This is a genomic window from Pedobacter sp. V48 (assembly GCF_000523515.1).
Lineage (GTDB): Bacteria > Bacteroidota > Bacteroidia > Sphingobacteriales > Sphingobacteriaceae > Pedobacter.
In genome coordinates, this window is record NZ_AWRU01000004.1 from 24,838 (window position 1) to 38,957 (window position 14,120).

The window sequence follows — 14,120 nt, forward strand, 5'->3', positions numbered from 1 at the left end:
GATGTTTTTTATATTTTAAAATCTGTCCATTTTTGATCAGACTGACTTGAAGCCACTACGGTGTCAATAAATGCCATACCTCTTACGCCATCTTCCACTTTAGGGAAATCTAACATCGCTTCGGTAGGGGTTGTGCCATGAATCTTTGCTGAAACGGTTGATGCAAAGTTTCTGTAGATATTTGCAAACGCTTCTAAGTAACCTTCTGGGTGACCTCCCGGTACACGGGTGTTGTGTTTGGCAATATCAGAAAGGTAAGCCTGACCAGCACGATAAATCTGTGCAGGTTCGTTAAGCCATTTTAAAGTAAGGGTATTTGGCTCTTGCTGGTTCCATTCTAAACCACCTTTTTCACCATATACTCTAATTTTTAATGCATTTTCTTCGCCTGCAGCAACCTGTGATGCAACCAGTACACCATTGGCTCCGTTATCGAATTTTAACAACACATTACCATCATCATCAAGACCTCTGCCTTCAACAACAATGTTAAGATCAGCACATAGTTTTGCGATTTTTGCACCAGAAATATATTCTGCTAATTGTGCAGCATGAGTACCTATGTCGCCCATGCAACCACTTTTCCCACTTTTTTTAGGGTCTGTACGCCATGCAGCACCAGCATTTCCCTCTCTTTCAGTAAGTGTGCTTAACCAACCCTGAGGATATTCAACCAATACCTTTCTGATGGTACCTAGTTTTCCTTCTTTTACCATTTGTCTGGCTTGTTTTACCATTGGGTAGCCAGAGTAGGTATGAGTTAAGCATAGAATTAAGCCAGTTTCCTGTACTTTTTGTTGCAATAACTTAGCTTCTTCAAGAGATAAAGCAATTGGTTTTTCAATTACCACGTTAAACCCATGATCCAAAGCCATCATTGCAGGAGCAAAGTGGGCAAAGTTTGGGGTAACAATAGTTACAAAGTCGATACGTTTGTCAGCGGGTAATTTGCTTTCTTTCTCAATCATTTCCTCAAAGTTCATATAAACCCTGTCTTCCGGAAGGAATAACATTTCACCAGATTCTTTGGCGATTTCGGGGTGTATACTCAATGCTCCGCAGCAAAACTCTACCTGGCCGTCAATGTTCGCGGCAATACGATGAACGGCACCGATAAACGCGTCTTTACCGCCGCCTACCATGCCCATTCTAATTTTTCTTGTCTTCATTAAATGTTACCTTTTTTTAATTCACTAACTGCAAAATCACAAGCTCTTGCTGTTAAAGCCATATATGTTAATGATGGGTTCTGACATGCAGCTGAAGTCATGCAAGAACCGTCTGTTACAAATACATTTTTTACTTCATGCATCTGATTCCATTTATTTAATACCGAAGTTTTAGGGTCATGTCCCATACGGGCAGTTCCCATTTCGTGTATTGCCATACCCGGAGCAGATCCGTTGTCGTAAGTTTTTACATCTTTAATTCCTGATGCCTCAAGCATTTCTGCAGCATCATTCATCATGTCAACGCGCATTTTTTGTTCGTTGTCTTTAAACTCACAATCAATAGCCAATACAGGTTGACCCCATTTGTCTTTTTTGCTTTTATCTATATAAACGCGGTTTTCGAAATATGGAAGAGATTCACCGAAACCCCCTAATCCCATGTTCCATGCGCCTGGTGTGGTCATTTGATCCTTAAATTCAGCACCAAATGCCATTTCCGCAACATCAGCATGCCAGTTACCTCTGCTTGCGCCGCCTTGATAGCCGAAACCCCTAACGTAGTCGCGTTTATCATTGCCCATGTTTCTATACCTAGGTATATAGATTCCATTTGCCCTGCGGCCATAAGTATATTTATCGTCAAAACCTTCAGCTGTTCCAGATGCACCACAACGGAAGTGGTGATCCATTAAGTTATGTCCCAATTGTCCACTGCCATTACCTAATCCATCAGGAAACTCAGCAGATGTAGAGTTAAGCAACAGGAAAGTTGAGCCTAAAGTTGATCCGTTTACAAAAACGATCTTTGCAAAATATTCTATAGTTTCTTTTGTTTCCGAATCTATTACCACAACACCTTTTGCCTTTTGGGTTTCCTTATCATAGATAATGGTGTTTACTAATGAAAAAGGACGCAAAGTAAGGTTTCCTGTAGCTACAGCAGCGGGTAGGGTAGATGATTGAGTGCTAAAATAAGCTCCAAAAGGGCAGCCTCTGCTACAAAGATTGCGGTATTGGCAAGATCCTCTTCCGCCATGAGGAACAGTTAAATTGGCGGTACGGCCAATTGTCATGATTCTCGATTTTTTCCACTTATCTTCAATACGTTTTTTTACATCTTTTTCAACACAGTTCATCTCCATTGGAGGTAGAAATTGACCATCAGGTAATGCCGGCCAGCCTTCTACTTGTCCACTGATACCTGCAAATTTCTCTACATAGTCATACCATGGAGCAATATCTTTATATCTGATTGGCCAGTCAACACCATGCCCATCTTTAAGGTTGTCTTCAAAGTTAAGGTCGCTAAAACGGTAACTCTGTCTGCCCCACATCAATGATTTTCCACCAACGTGAAATCCACGGTACCAGTCAAAACGTTTAATTTCTGTATACGGGCAATCGTGATCATTTACCCAATAGCTCTCGTTGAATTCAGAGTATGGATAATCTCTCTTTTGCACCGGGTGTGCTTCTTTTTGTGCTTCGGTTATTCTTCCACGGTGTTCAAACTCCCATGGTTTTTTAGTAGCGGTAGTATAGTCTTTTATGTGCTCAATGTTTCTTCCTCTTTCAAGTAATAGAACTTTTAAGCCTTTTTCTGTTAGTTCCTTTGCCGCCCAGCCACCACTAATTCCAGATCCTACAACAATGGCGTCATATGTATTGTTAGCTGTCGCTTTCGTATTTAAATTGCTCATTTTAATGCTATAAAAGGTTTATGCCCAAACTTTTTGACCAGGTTTCAAATCCACACAGCCATCATAGCGGCCAGGGATATCAACATAAGCCATTGCTTTTGTTGCTCCAATCTCAGAGGTGAAATAACCTAGTAAGGTTAGATCTCTAATGATAGAGAAGAAACGTGGTTCTGTTTTCGGCTTGTCTTTTGGTAGTATTGATGCGAAGCCGGCATTTTCGGTTTGAGACTTTGCTTTATCAGGGTCAGTTTTTTGAGCATCTGCCTCTTTTTGTTTATCCTGTTCAGCTTTGGTAGCAGCAATGGTCTCTTCTCTGAGTTTACTAAGCAGTTGTGTACGCTCTGCCGGAGAAATTTCCAGGAAAGATTTTTTAAACTGGTCTTTAGATTGCTCTTCAAGAGCATCCAGTCCTTTCACAAATGCCTTTTGAGCATCCTCAGGATAACAATCTTTTACCATTAAGGCAATAAATGGACCCACTCCTGCTGCCTTTGCACCCGGCGAACTGGTTGTAGGGATAATGATGTCGGCAACTTCGGTAATTAGCTTAAGCTGATTATCATCAAATAATTTGCCATTGGTTTTAGTAGATGGTGAGTTACAACTATCAAGAAATACTCCTATCGTAGTTGCAGATAAAGCCCCTCCCATTAGGAAGGCCATATTCCTCACTGCTTCTCGTCTGTCCATATTTGGTGTTTTAGGTGTTTTGGTGTATTCTAAGTGTGTTTTGTTTTGTAATATTAAGAAAAAATAAATAGTTAGTGTTCTAAATACACAATTAAAGTAAATATATAATGTTTTTGTTACTTTATAAAGGTACTTTGGAAATTAACGAAAATCCATCCAATTGAGTATCCTTAATATCGGTTTTATCCAGGTAAAATGTTGGTTGCACTAAAGATTTTTGAATAGGTTCGTTCATTTATTTATTTTTGTGGAAATCCAAATCAGTCATGATTGAGAAAATAGTAGTGTTAGGCTCTAACGGCCAGATAGGCACAGAGCTGGTAACCGCTTTACGTAGAGTGTATGGAGAGTCCAATGTTATTGCGTGTGACATCCGCCGTCCTGATTATGACATTAAGAATTCGGGTCCTTTTGAATTTGTAAATGTGCTGGAAAAAGATACTTTAAATAGTATTTTTCAGAAGTATCAGCCTACACAGGTTTATTTATTGGCAGCCTTGTTGTCTGCAACCGGCGAGCAAAATCCTAAACTTGCCTGGGACCTTAACATGAACGGGTTACTTAATATTTTAGATTTGGCAATTACCTATAAGACGGCAAAGGTATACTGGCCAAGTTCTATAGCTGTTTTTGGTCCAAATTCGCCTAAAGATAATACTCCTCAGTTTTGTGTGATGGATCCCAATACCGTTTATGGAATTAGTAAACTGGCAGGAGAACGTTGGTGCGAATACTACCAGCAAAAGTATAATTTAGATGTACGCAGTATCCGTTACCCAGGCCTAATAAGCTGGAAAGCTGCACCGGGTGGAGGAACTACAGATTATGCCATCCATATTTTTCATGATGCGCTAAAAAAAGGAACTTATGCCTCGTTTTTAAATGCCGGAACAGAACTACCAATGATGTATATGGATGATGCCATCCGTGGCACTATAGAATTGATGGATGCTGAGGCATCAAAAATCACTATCCGTTCCAGCTATAATTTTGCGGGTGTCAGCTTTACTCCGGAGATTTTAGCAGCAGAGATCAGAAAGCATATTCCGGAATTTACATTAACTTACACCGAAAATGACCCCCGCCAAAACATCGCAGATAGTTGGCCAAGGTCTATTGACGATAGCTTTGCAGTAAAAGAATGGGAATGGAAGCCTGAGTTTGATCTTTCAAAACTTACGCTTGACATGATTGAAAATTTAAAAAAATAAAATAAATATCAAGTAGTTAGTGCTAACTACTTACTAACCACCAAAGAGAATAAAATGGGAAGAGCATTTGAGTTCAGAAAAGAAAGAAAATTTAAACGTTGGGCCAAAATGGCTGTTCAATTTACCAGGATAGGTAAAGAGATTGTAATGGCCGTTAAAGATGGCGGACCAAGTCCTGATACCAACTCTCGTTTACGTACAGCTATACAAAATGCCAAGGCAGTAAATATGCCTAAAGATAGAGTTGATGCAGCAATTAAACGTGCTTCAAATAAAGATGAGAATGGGTACGAAGAGTATGTTTACGAAGGTTATGCGCAGCATGGTGTTGCCGTTTTAATTGAAACTGCAACAGACAATACAAACAGAACCGTTGCTAACGTACGTAGCTATTTTAATAAAACAGGCGGTACCTTAGGTAAAACAGGATCTCTTGATTTTATTTTTAATCGTAAATCAATATTCAGATTCTTACCTGGGGAAAAGGATCTTGAAGAACTGGAATTTGAATTAATTGATTCAGGATTGGAAGAACTCTATCTCGAAGCTGATGAAGAAGGAAATGATATTGCTGTAGTTCAAACTGCCTTTGAAGATTTTGGTAAAATGCAAAAGGCACTTGAAGATCTGGGTGTTGAAATGAAAAGTGCTAAGCTTGAGCGCATTTCTCTTTCCACTACTGCGGTTACAGAAGAGCAAGCTGCGGATGTATTTAAACTAATAGATAAACTGGAAGAGGACGATGATGTTCAAGCAGTTTATCACAATATGGCAGAATAAACTCTGCCATATAAAACCCATTATTTCTGATTAGAAAATAGCCATGGCAACAGTTCCGGTTCTGCAAAGGCAGAATCCCAGCTGTTGTGATTGGCTTCGGGGTAAAGCGTTATTTTTGGTGTTTTTCCCAATACTTTAAGCTNNGATCGGMARWKSRTNGTRKAAAGTACAACAGGCACTACATCATCTTTTTCTCCATGAAAAATCCATAGCGGAACCTTTTTGTACTTCTGAACATTTGCAATGTTATCGCCACCACAGATCGCAAAAGCAGCTGCAAATGTCTTGCGCTTGCGCCGTAACAATTCATAAGTGCCCATTCCTCCCATAGATAAACCACCTATGTAAACCTTTTTCTTATCCACAAAGGGCTTATCCAAAAAATTATCTATCATACCCAGTAGTGCATGCATTGCTTTGGTGGGTTTGCCTCCTGTTTGGAAATTAAATTCCCGTTTGCCACCTTCATTATTTTTGAATTCGACGTTTGCCCAAAAGCTATCATTGCTACATTGTGGGAATACAATTATTGCCGGAAATTTTTTACGAACACTATCTTTTAAAAACAACTTGCCACCATGAGTAAGCTGTTTCTCATTATCGTTTCCTCTTTCTCCACTTCCATGTAAGAAGAACAATATTGGATATTTTTGATGTGCATCAAAATTTTCGGGAAACAGAATCCTATAATAAATGCTGTCTTTCCCTTCAATGAAATTGCCTGAATCATATTTCTTGAAGTCTTGAGCCATACCATTTAATCCTAATAGCAAGACCATAAAAGCCGTTAATTTAATCCTGTTCATATTACTAAACTAAACAAAATTGTAATCTTTTAAAAATGAGGGGATATAGGGCGATGGTAACGTTGTCGATAGGAGATTGTTGGCTATTTCATTAATACGATGTGCACTATAGCATGACTGCAAGCCTAAACACGCTAAAGCAACGTAAACTGATTAGTCTTAACGTCTCTTGAATTTGTGCCAATGAACACTTTAAAATCTCCCGGTTCCGCTACATATTTAAGTTCCGAGTTAAAGAATTTTAAATCATCAACAGTGATTTTGAAATTAACTGTTTTGCTTTCTCCCGCTTTTAAATCAATTTTTTCAAAGTGTTTTAATTCTTTAACAGGACGGGTAGAACTCCCAATAAGATCTCTGATGTAAAGCTGCACTACTTCCTTGCCTTCCCTTGATCCGGTATTCTTTACAATAACACTTGCATTGATCGTTTCGCCGGATTTAAACTTATCCTTGTCTAGTTTTATATCACTATAATTAAAGGTTGTATAGCTTAATCCGTATCCAAATGGATACAAAGGATCATTACTTACATCAATGTAATTAGAACGGAATTTAGAAAACCATTTGCCATCTTCTAATGGGCGACCAGTATTTTTATGACTGTAATACAATGGTATCTGACCAACATTTTGTGGGAATGTTGTGGTCAGTTTTCCTGATGGATTTACATCGCCAAATAATACATCGGTAATTGCTTTTGCAGCTTCTGTACCACCAAACCAAACATTAAGTATGGCCGGAACATTCTCATTTTCCCAATTTAAAACCAATGGCCTGCCGCTAAATAAAACTAAAACAACTGGTTTGCCAGTTTTAAGTAAGGCCTGTAATAAACGTTTTTGAACTTCAGGAATTTCCAGATTGGTACGGCTTGAGCTTTCACCGCTCATTTCAGAACCTTCTCCCAAAGCAGCAATAACTACATCGGATTGTTTTGCAATGTCTACAGCTTCTTTGATCACCTCTTCTTCAGGACGGTTGTCTCTCGGAATATCACGGGCAAACATAGTTGCTCTTTTTTGATACGCTTCATCAGCCAATAAATTCGAACCTAAGCTATGTAATACTTTAACACTTGACCCTAAAGTAGCTTTCATACCTGCAAGAAGAGAAGAGGTACTGGCTAAATCACTATTTACGCTCCAAGTACCGGGCATATTGGATCCGGTGTTGGCCAAAGGACCTATTAATGCAACCGTACCCGTTTTTTTAAGTGGTAATGTCTGCTTGTCATTTTTTAACAAAACGAAGGATTGAGTTGCCGCTTCACGTGCAAATTGTAAATGTTCAGGTTTAAGAATTTCAGTTTTTGCACGTTCTTCATTGCAATAACGATATGGATCCTCAAATAACCCTAGCTTATATTTAGCCTCCAACACAAGGCGGCAGGCATTATCAATTTGCTGTGTTTTTACTTTGCCTTGCTGTACCGATTTTTTTAGTGTGGTTAAAAATCCTTCACCCACCATATCCATATCAACTCCGGCATTTAACGATAAGGCAGATACCGTCTGCAAATCACCTAAACCATGATCTATCAGTTCGTTCACAGCGGTGTAATCAGTAACAACGAAACCTTTAAAACCCCATTGTTTACGTAGCAAATCTGTCATTAACCATTTGTTCGCGGTTGCAGGAACACCGTTAATATCATTAAATGACGTCATTACACTTCCGGCTCCCGCATCGATAGCAGCTTTATATGGAGGAAGGTATTCATTGTACATCCTGTCCAGACTCATATCTGTAGTGTTGTAATCTCTTCCAGCTTCTGCAGCGCCATATAGTGCAAAGTGTTTAACACAAGCCATCATGGTGTTGTATTTAGAAAGATCATCGCCCTGATAGCCTTTAATCATTGCTTTGGCAATTTGACTGCCTAAATAAGTATCCTCTCCCGATCCTTCAGAGATTCTTCCCCACCTAGGGTCTCTTGAGATATCAACCATTGGAGAAAAAGTCCAGTTAAGTCCATCAGCAGTTGCTTCAACAGCCGCTATACGTGCCGTTTTCTGTATAAGAGACATATCCCAGGTACAAGACAAGGCCAATGGGATAGGGAAGGTGGTTTTATACCCATGAATTACATCCTGTCCAAAAATGATCGGGATTTTAAGTCTGCTTTCATTTACAGCAATCTCTTGTGCCTTACGGATTTTTTGAGGTGTTGTAAAGCTAAACATACCACCTACCTGACCTTTTTTGATCTTACTTTCAACATCTGTACTTACTACTGATCCTGTAGTTGCTTCGCCACCGGTTAGCAAGTTGAGTTGCCCTATCTTTTCATCTAAAGTCATTTTAGATAAAAGACTGCTGATAAAAGCATTCATCTTTTGATCAGCCGCAGGAACTTTTTTTTTCTGTTGCGCAAATGTTGCACCGATACAGAAAAACATAGACAAGAATAGTAAGTGAGATATTTTCATTTTTTGTGTTATTTTTTTAAATAGGGTGTTATTTCTTTGATCCAGATGGCATAGCCTTCTGGCTTCATGTGTAGCATGTCTTCTACAAATAGCTCTGGTCTTGGAGCGCCGTTGCTGTCTAGCATTTTAGCATTTACATCAATAAAAATTGCATTTTTTTGCTTACTCATGTACGCTTTTATCATGGTGTTTGCTTTGTTCACATTATCTGCAAATTTCATTCTTGAAGGACTCTGCTTCATAGAAATATAGACGATGTTCGCTTTGGGAAGACCTTTACGGAGGTTATTGTAAAACGTTACAAATCTGTCGTAGGTTTGCTCAACACTTGTACCTGTTGCAATGTCATTTTCTCCACTGTAAATTACAACCTGCTTAGGCCGATAGGCGAACACAAGCTCGTGGATATACGCATTCGCCTGCTCAAGTGTTGAGCCTCCAAAACCACGGTTAATGGCATGATAATCTTTAAAAACTGTCTCCAGGTCATTCCAGCGTGTGAAGGAAGAACTACCCACAAATACAACTTTGTTTTTTGCAGGCATTGATATGCTGTCCTGATGTTTAAATTTTTGGATGTCGTTCCAAAAAGGTTTCTCCTGCGAATATGAGTTAACAGACAGACTTACCAGTAATACAAAAACCAGACGGAAATAGAAGTGATGTTTCATAATGTTTTATTTTTCTAATTAACTTTGGCAACCTCTGTTTTTTGAGAGACACCGCTCTCATTGATTGCTTCAATGCTAAAATAGTAAGTTTTATTTTTGTCCATCCCTTTATACCAGTATTCATTAGTATTATACACCATAATGCAGTTGTACAACTTGTCGGGTTCAGTGCCTATGTAGATGTTGTAAGCATAAGCATCTTCTATAGGTGCCCACTTTAACCATGCGCTACGTTTGTCTTTTTCGGTTCTCAGCACCACAAAATCTTTTACGCTTTTTGGTGCCGACTGATTGCCATTACCAAAAACCCTTAGGCCGCTAATAGCGAATTTTCCTGTAGGCATGTGTATGTTTTCCAGTTTTATAAACCGTGCCTTAACCGGTTGTTCAAGCTCAACATAATCATGAGGAACATCAGTTTTATTTGTGCTTTTATCCTTTAAGATTTTCCATTTCACACCATCTGCAGAATACCACAGCTTGTATTGATGATAAATGTCTTGTCGTTTGCCAAGGAACTCGGCATCCTGATCTGCATAGTTAATCTGTACCGCATTTACTGTCGATACGTCACCAAGATCAGTTTGAATCCATTCGCCTTTATTTCCTGTTTTTGCACTCCAATAAGTTTTAATGCTTTCATCAACAGCATTGTTGGCATAGTACGATCCAAGTGTTGACGATACGGCTACAGGCTTGTTATAGTTTAACAACATCCATCCGGTAAAACCGCTTTTTAAATGATCCTGAGCTTCAGTGGGTAAATAATGAGGATAATCACCAAAGGCAGCATCCATATACATTATATCATCCTTATCGAATCCAGCTGGCCAAATACCAAGGCGGCGTTCAAAGTTGTTTTTTACGGAGATGGCTATAGTAGAAACATGCCAATAGTTTTTCCATTTATCCTGATAGGTAGCGCCATGGCCTGCACCACGGGCAAAGCCACCTGGTTTCCATGAAAAAGGAGTAGACTGATGTTCAAATGGTCCCAAAGGAGTAGGCCCAACAGCAACACCATCGGCATAGCCGCTAAATTCTGTGCCTGGTGCGCCATACTGAAGGTAGTACTTATTGTTGTGCTTTGTTACCCAGGCGCCCTCCATAAATGGATCTAAAAAGGTGTTGTCCAAATATTCTCCAAACCGCTGCCATCCAAACCGTTCCGGATTTAAAAGGAGTAATTCTTTACGGGTGCCTATTGGTTCAAAAGTTTTTCGGTTTAACTCAATGCCATATAGGGGATAGCTATTGCTGCTACCATTGTACATGTATAGCTTGCCGTCGTCATCAACAAAATGAGCGGGATCCCATCCTCCGATCTCAAATTCATGAACAGCTTCTTTCCATTCATTGTTTTTAGGATCTGTGCTCATCCATATCGGGAAATTTTTAGAATAGGTGGAGCCGAAAACAAGCATCGTATCCCCCTGCACCCATACCGATGGAGCACAAAGATCGTCATAAACCTTATGTTCCGGTCTTAGAAAGTTTTTAGAAACGAATTTCCAGTTATACATATCACTGCTCCACCAATAACCCCATTGATTGGTAGAAAACAAATAATAATCACCTTTATAGGTTACAATAACAGGATCGGCTGTAGCCCTGTGTTTTCCTTGCTCCGCAAAATTAGGAATAGGAGTATAACCGTAATCCAGATTAATTGGATTACAATAAGTAAGTTGTTTTTTTTGAGCAAATGCGCCCATGCTTACAATAAGCATTAACAACATTGAAATATATATTTTCTTGGTCATCATCTACAAATTGGGACTCGTGAATCCTAAGGTTTTAAGACCTCTTTTGACATCAGGGCTGCTCATAAATAACTTCCACAATAAGCCGCTGCGGTAGTTTTCAATCATAACAATGATTGGCCCCTGATCTATGGCAAGGTGAGATTTTGCATACCAGTTTTTTTCTTCGCTAAAAGCATCCACAAAACCATATTCGCTCCATAGTTTGTCGCCTTTATCATAATAAAAATGTTTTAGCGCTTCCATTGAATATTCTGGGGTATAAGGGAAGGCAGATAAAGCTGCAGTTGGTGTAATTACACCAAGGTCTTCTGTTGGCGAGTGGGCTGCGTAACCACCCCAGCTATCACTGGCGGTTAAGCCCCAACTATTCGCGCCGTAGCCTTTGTATTTCTTAGGGTTTTCTATACAGTAAGCTCTATTAATGAGTGTATGATTTTTATTCTGCTCCCAATAATCCGCATTATTGTCTTTTAAACCACGTGGATCTAAACCCAGGAACGAGTAATGTGAAAAGAATAACGGGCCTCCGTAATCAAAGCCTAATGGTAGCGTAATGCCATTAAATTTACGGCCATTGAAGAAGGTGTTGTTATTTGCGTAACCATCGTCGTAAACGCGTTTGTTGATAGGGAATTTGGGAGATGACGCTGCCATCACATAGGTAATCAAACACTCGTTCCATCCTTTAATCTGATGATTCATGCTCCAGCCGTTGTTTGGACTCCAGTGCCAGTAAAGAACATTTTGATTTTGAGTGAACCAGTTCCATTCAATGCCTTCCCACATCCATAATATTTTATTTCTGATGTCGTTTTCGACAGGATTGTCTGCAGTATAATACTGACGGGCAGTTAATAAACCTTGAAACAATAAAGAAGTTTCAACGATATCTGCACCATCATCTTTTGGGCTAAAGCGGATTACTTTTCCGGTTTCGCCATTTAGCCAATGCGGGAAAGCGCCATGAAACATATCTGCTTTCCATAAAAAGTCTACTATTTTTTTTGTGCGTTCAGCCGCTTGTTCGCGGGTAATGAATTTACGCTCGGCGGCTACTATCATAGCCATAACGCCAAAGCCGGTACCGCCGGTTGTAACTACCTCATCGCCGTAGTCAAATGATCGGTTACTGCGTTCGCGTGCCATGCCGCTAACAGGGTGTCCAAAATCCCAGAAGTATCTGAAAGTTTGTTTTTGTACCAGATCAAGAAGCTGATCGTCAGTAAGGTTTTTTTTAATGGAGAGGTCAGCCGTTATTTTATTGCTTTTTTTTTGCCCCAGTACAGGATTTGTAAATAGAACAAAAACTAATGAAAATATTAGGAGTATTGAAAAATGACTGATTTTTATCATGTGCTTGTAACTAAAAAAGGTTGCTGCTTTAACAGGAGCAACCTTTTAAAAGTGAATTAATTATAACCGGGGTTTTGCTTTAATAAACCACCACTTTGATCTATCTCGGTTGAAGGAATTGGCCAGACTTCATTTTTATTAGCTTTCCATCCTTTTGGACCAAACACTTGAAGTGCACGACCCTGACGAATTACATCAAAGTAACGATCACTTTCCATTGCCAGCTCCACTTGTCGTTCGTGCCAGATCGCTTCTTTTAATGCTGTTTTGTCGCTAGTTGTTACGTCTGGAAGGATCGCCGCATTAGTTCCGCGTGCACGTTTTCTTACACGATTTAATGATGTTTTAGCAAGTGTCGGATTTCCAAGTTCATTGGCGGCCTCTGCGTTCATCAACAGTATGTCTGCAAATCTCAGAACACGAATGTTCTGCTGAGCACCTTCATTAAACCCGGATACACGCATCCCAAATGGTACATATGATTTTTGATTATATCTTTCATTCGGTACAGTGTTGGGAATCACGTCTCCCTGAGGAGTTGTCTCGCCTTTAAAAATAATGGTTGCATCTCTTCTTGGATCGCCGGTTTCAAAGGCATTAGCCAAAACTTCTGAAGGTGTATTGAATCCCCATCCGCCCCCGGCAACACCGGCAACACCTTGTACCTGACTGTATTGTGAGTTTGATGCTGCTGAATTACCAGGCAACAATTCACATTGGATCTCGAACAGAGATTCAACATTGTTCTCGTTTCCCGTTCTGAATCCTTTTTCGAAATCTGGAAAAAGATCATAACCTAATCCCATCACTTGATTTGTTAGCGATAACACCTGATCCCATTTTTGCTGGTACATGGCTGCTTTGGCCATCATTCCTAAGGCAGCACCCTTTGTTGCTCGGCCAAGCTCGGTTGCCCCGTAAGTAGTGGGCAGAACTGCAGCTGCTTCTGTCAAATCTTTTTCGATTTGGGCATATACCTCTTCTTTGGTGGATTGAGGTATGTTGTACTCTGTAGCATCTTTAGGAACATGAATCCTTAAAACCACATTTCCATAGGCGCGAACAAGTCTGAAATAGGAGTATGCCCGTATAAATTTAGCTTCGGCCAGGTAACGTCCTTTTAAGTTAGCGTCCATTTCTATGTTTGGCACATTATCTAATACCTGATTGCATAGATTGATGTTTTGATACTGACCGGTCCAGAAATCCTGTAAAGAGCCTTGTGTAGAGGTTACCGTAAAATTATCGTAAAGATTAAAGAAGGTCGCGTCAGTAGGTGTGCTTCCTTTATCGGCTTCATCAGAGCCGGTGCTTTCTATAACTAGGGCATTGAAAGCTACGCTATTCCAGCTACGCAATTGTGCATACATTGCATTTACTCCTTTTAGAGCATCCTCTGATGTTTTCCAGAATTGAACTGCTGGCTGCTGAGCCTGTGGCGGAACATTTAGGAATTCTTTTTTACAGGAGGCCGTAAACAGCATTACACTTAAAGCTGCCGCTGCAAAGCAGGACTGTATATTTATATGTGTTTTCATA

At 39.8% G+C, this 14,120-nt stretch carries 11 protein-coding genes; 2 read left to right on the forward strand and 9 right to left on the reverse strand.

What is annotated here, in order from left to right; all coding sequences use genetic code 11:
- Window positions 1-8: 8 nt before the first annotated feature.
- The 3 genes from N824_RS03200 to N824_RS03210 are packed head-to-tail and all read right to left on the reverse strand — an operon-like array spanning window position 9 to window position 3,562.
- A complete protein-coding gene (locus tag N824_RS03200; protein WP_048903709.1) occupies window positions 9-1,169 on the reverse strand; it encodes a Gfo/Idh/MocA family protein in 1,161 nt (386 codons plus the stop codon).
- Window positions 1,169-2,872, reverse strand: a complete 1,704-nt coding sequence (locus N824_RS03205; RefSeq protein ID WP_048903710.1) for a GMC oxidoreductase — start codon at window positions 2,870-2,872, stop codon at window positions 1,169-1,171. The genes N824_RS03200 and N824_RS03205 overlap by 1 nt, the downstream gene beginning before the upstream one ends.
- Before the next feature lie 18 nt (window positions 2,873-2,890).
- Window positions 2,891-3,562, reverse strand: coding sequence for a gluconate 2-dehydrogenase subunit 3 family protein (locus N824_RS03210; RefSeq protein ID WP_048903711.1), 672 nt, complete (start codon window positions 3,560-3,562; stop codon window positions 2,891-2,893).
- A 266-nt stretch (window positions 3,563-3,828) separates the two neighbouring features.
- Between N824_RS03210 and N824_RS03215 the strand changes: the two genes are divergently transcribed.
- Window positions 3,829-4,773 (forward strand): NAD-dependent epimerase/dehydratase family protein, encoded by a 945-nt coding sequence (locus N824_RS03215; protein WP_048903712.1) that lies wholly within the window; start codon window positions 3,829-3,831, stop codon window positions 4,771-4,773.
- Between the two features lie 54 nt (window positions 4,774-4,827).
- Complete coding sequence (locus tag N824_RS03220) at window positions 4,828-5,553, forward strand: YebC/PmpR family DNA-binding transcriptional regulator (RefSeq protein ID WP_048903713.1); 726 nt, start codon at window positions 4,828-4,830, stop codon at window positions 5,551-5,553.
- Window positions 5,554-5,573: 20 nt separating this feature from the next.
- Here N824_RS03220 and N824_RS03225 read toward each other — a convergent pair whose 3' ends face one another.
- The 6 genes from N824_RS03225 to N824_RS03250 form a co-directional block, all read right to left on the reverse strand.
- Window positions 5,574-6,359: an alpha/beta hydrolase-fold protein gene (locus N824_RS03225; protein WP_048903714.1), complete on the reverse strand. Its 786-nt coding sequence runs from the start codon at window positions 6,357-6,359 to the stop codon at window positions 5,574-5,576.
- A gap of 134 nt (window positions 6,360-6,493) precedes the next feature.
- Window positions 6,494-8,791 (reverse strand): beta-glucosidase BglX, encoded by a 2,298-nt coding sequence (bglX, locus tag N824_RS03230; RefSeq protein ID WP_052334045.1) that lies wholly within the window; start codon window positions 8,789-8,791, stop codon window positions 6,494-6,496.
- Between the two features lie 8 nt (window positions 8,792-8,799).
- Window positions 8,800-9,462 carry a GDSL-type esterase/lipase family protein gene (locus N824_RS03235; RefSeq protein WP_084498168.1) on the reverse strand — a complete coding sequence of 221 codons (663 nt, stop codon included), beginning with the start codon at window positions 9,460-9,462 and terminating at the stop codon, window positions 8,800-8,802.
- A 14-nt stretch (window positions 9,463-9,476) separates the two neighbouring features.
- Window positions 9,477-11,225, reverse strand: coding sequence for a family 43 glycosylhydrolase (locus tag N824_RS03240; protein WP_048903758.1), 1,749 nt, complete (start codon window positions 11,223-11,225; stop codon window positions 9,477-9,479).
- A 3-nt stretch (window positions 11,226-11,228) separates the two neighbouring features.
- Entirely contained in the window at window positions 11,229-12,581 is a 1,353-nt protein-coding gene (locus N824_RS03245) for a glucoamylase family protein (protein ID WP_052334046.1), read from the reverse strand.
- 56 nt (window positions 12,582-12,637) lie between these two features.
- A complete protein-coding gene (locus tag N824_RS03250) occupies window positions 12,638-14,119 on the reverse strand; it encodes a RagB/SusD family nutrient uptake outer membrane protein (protein ID WP_048903716.1) in 1,482 nt (493 codons plus the stop codon).
- Window position 14,120 lies beyond the last annotated feature (1 nt).

Bases quoted from the DNA above. Each gene is read 5' to 3' on its own strand.
- N824_RS03200 (WP_048903709.1), bottom strand. From the start codon at position 1,169: ATGAAGACAAGAAAAATTAGAATGGGCATGGTAGGCGGCGGTAAAGAC.
- N824_RS03205 (WP_048903710.1), bottom strand. From the start codon at position 2,872: ATGAGCAATTTAAATACGAAAGCGACAGCTAACAATACATATGACGCC.
- N824_RS03210 (WP_048903711.1), bottom strand. From the start codon at position 3,562: ATGGACAGACGAGAAGCAGTGAGGAATATGGCCTTCCTAATGGGAGGG.
- N824_RS03215 (WP_048903712.1), top strand. From the start codon at position 3,829: ATGATTGAGAAAATAGTAGTGTTAGGCTCTAACGGCCAGATAGGCACA.
- N824_RS03220 (WP_048903713.1), top strand. From the start codon at position 4,828: ATGGGAAGAGCATTTGAGTTCAGAAAAGAAAGAAAATTTAAACGTTGG.
- bglX (WP_052334045.1), bottom strand. From the start codon at position 8,791: ATGAAAATATCTCACTTACTATTCTTGTCTATGTTTTTCTGTATCGGT.
- N824_RS03235 (WP_084498168.1), bottom strand. From the start codon at position 9,462: ATGAAACATCACTTCTATTTCCGTCTGGTTTTTGTATTACTGGTAAGT.
- N824_RS03240 (WP_048903758.1), bottom strand. From the start codon at position 11,225: ATGACCAAGAAAATATATATTTCAATGTTGTTAATGCTTATTGTAAGC.
- N824_RS03245 (WP_052334046.1), bottom strand. From the start codon at position 12,581: ATGATAAAAATCAGTCATTTTTCAATACTCCTAATATTTTCATTAGTT.
- N824_RS03250 (WP_048903716.1), bottom strand. From the start codon at position 14,119: ATGAAAACACATATAAATATACAGTCCTGCTTTGCAGCGGCAGCTTTA.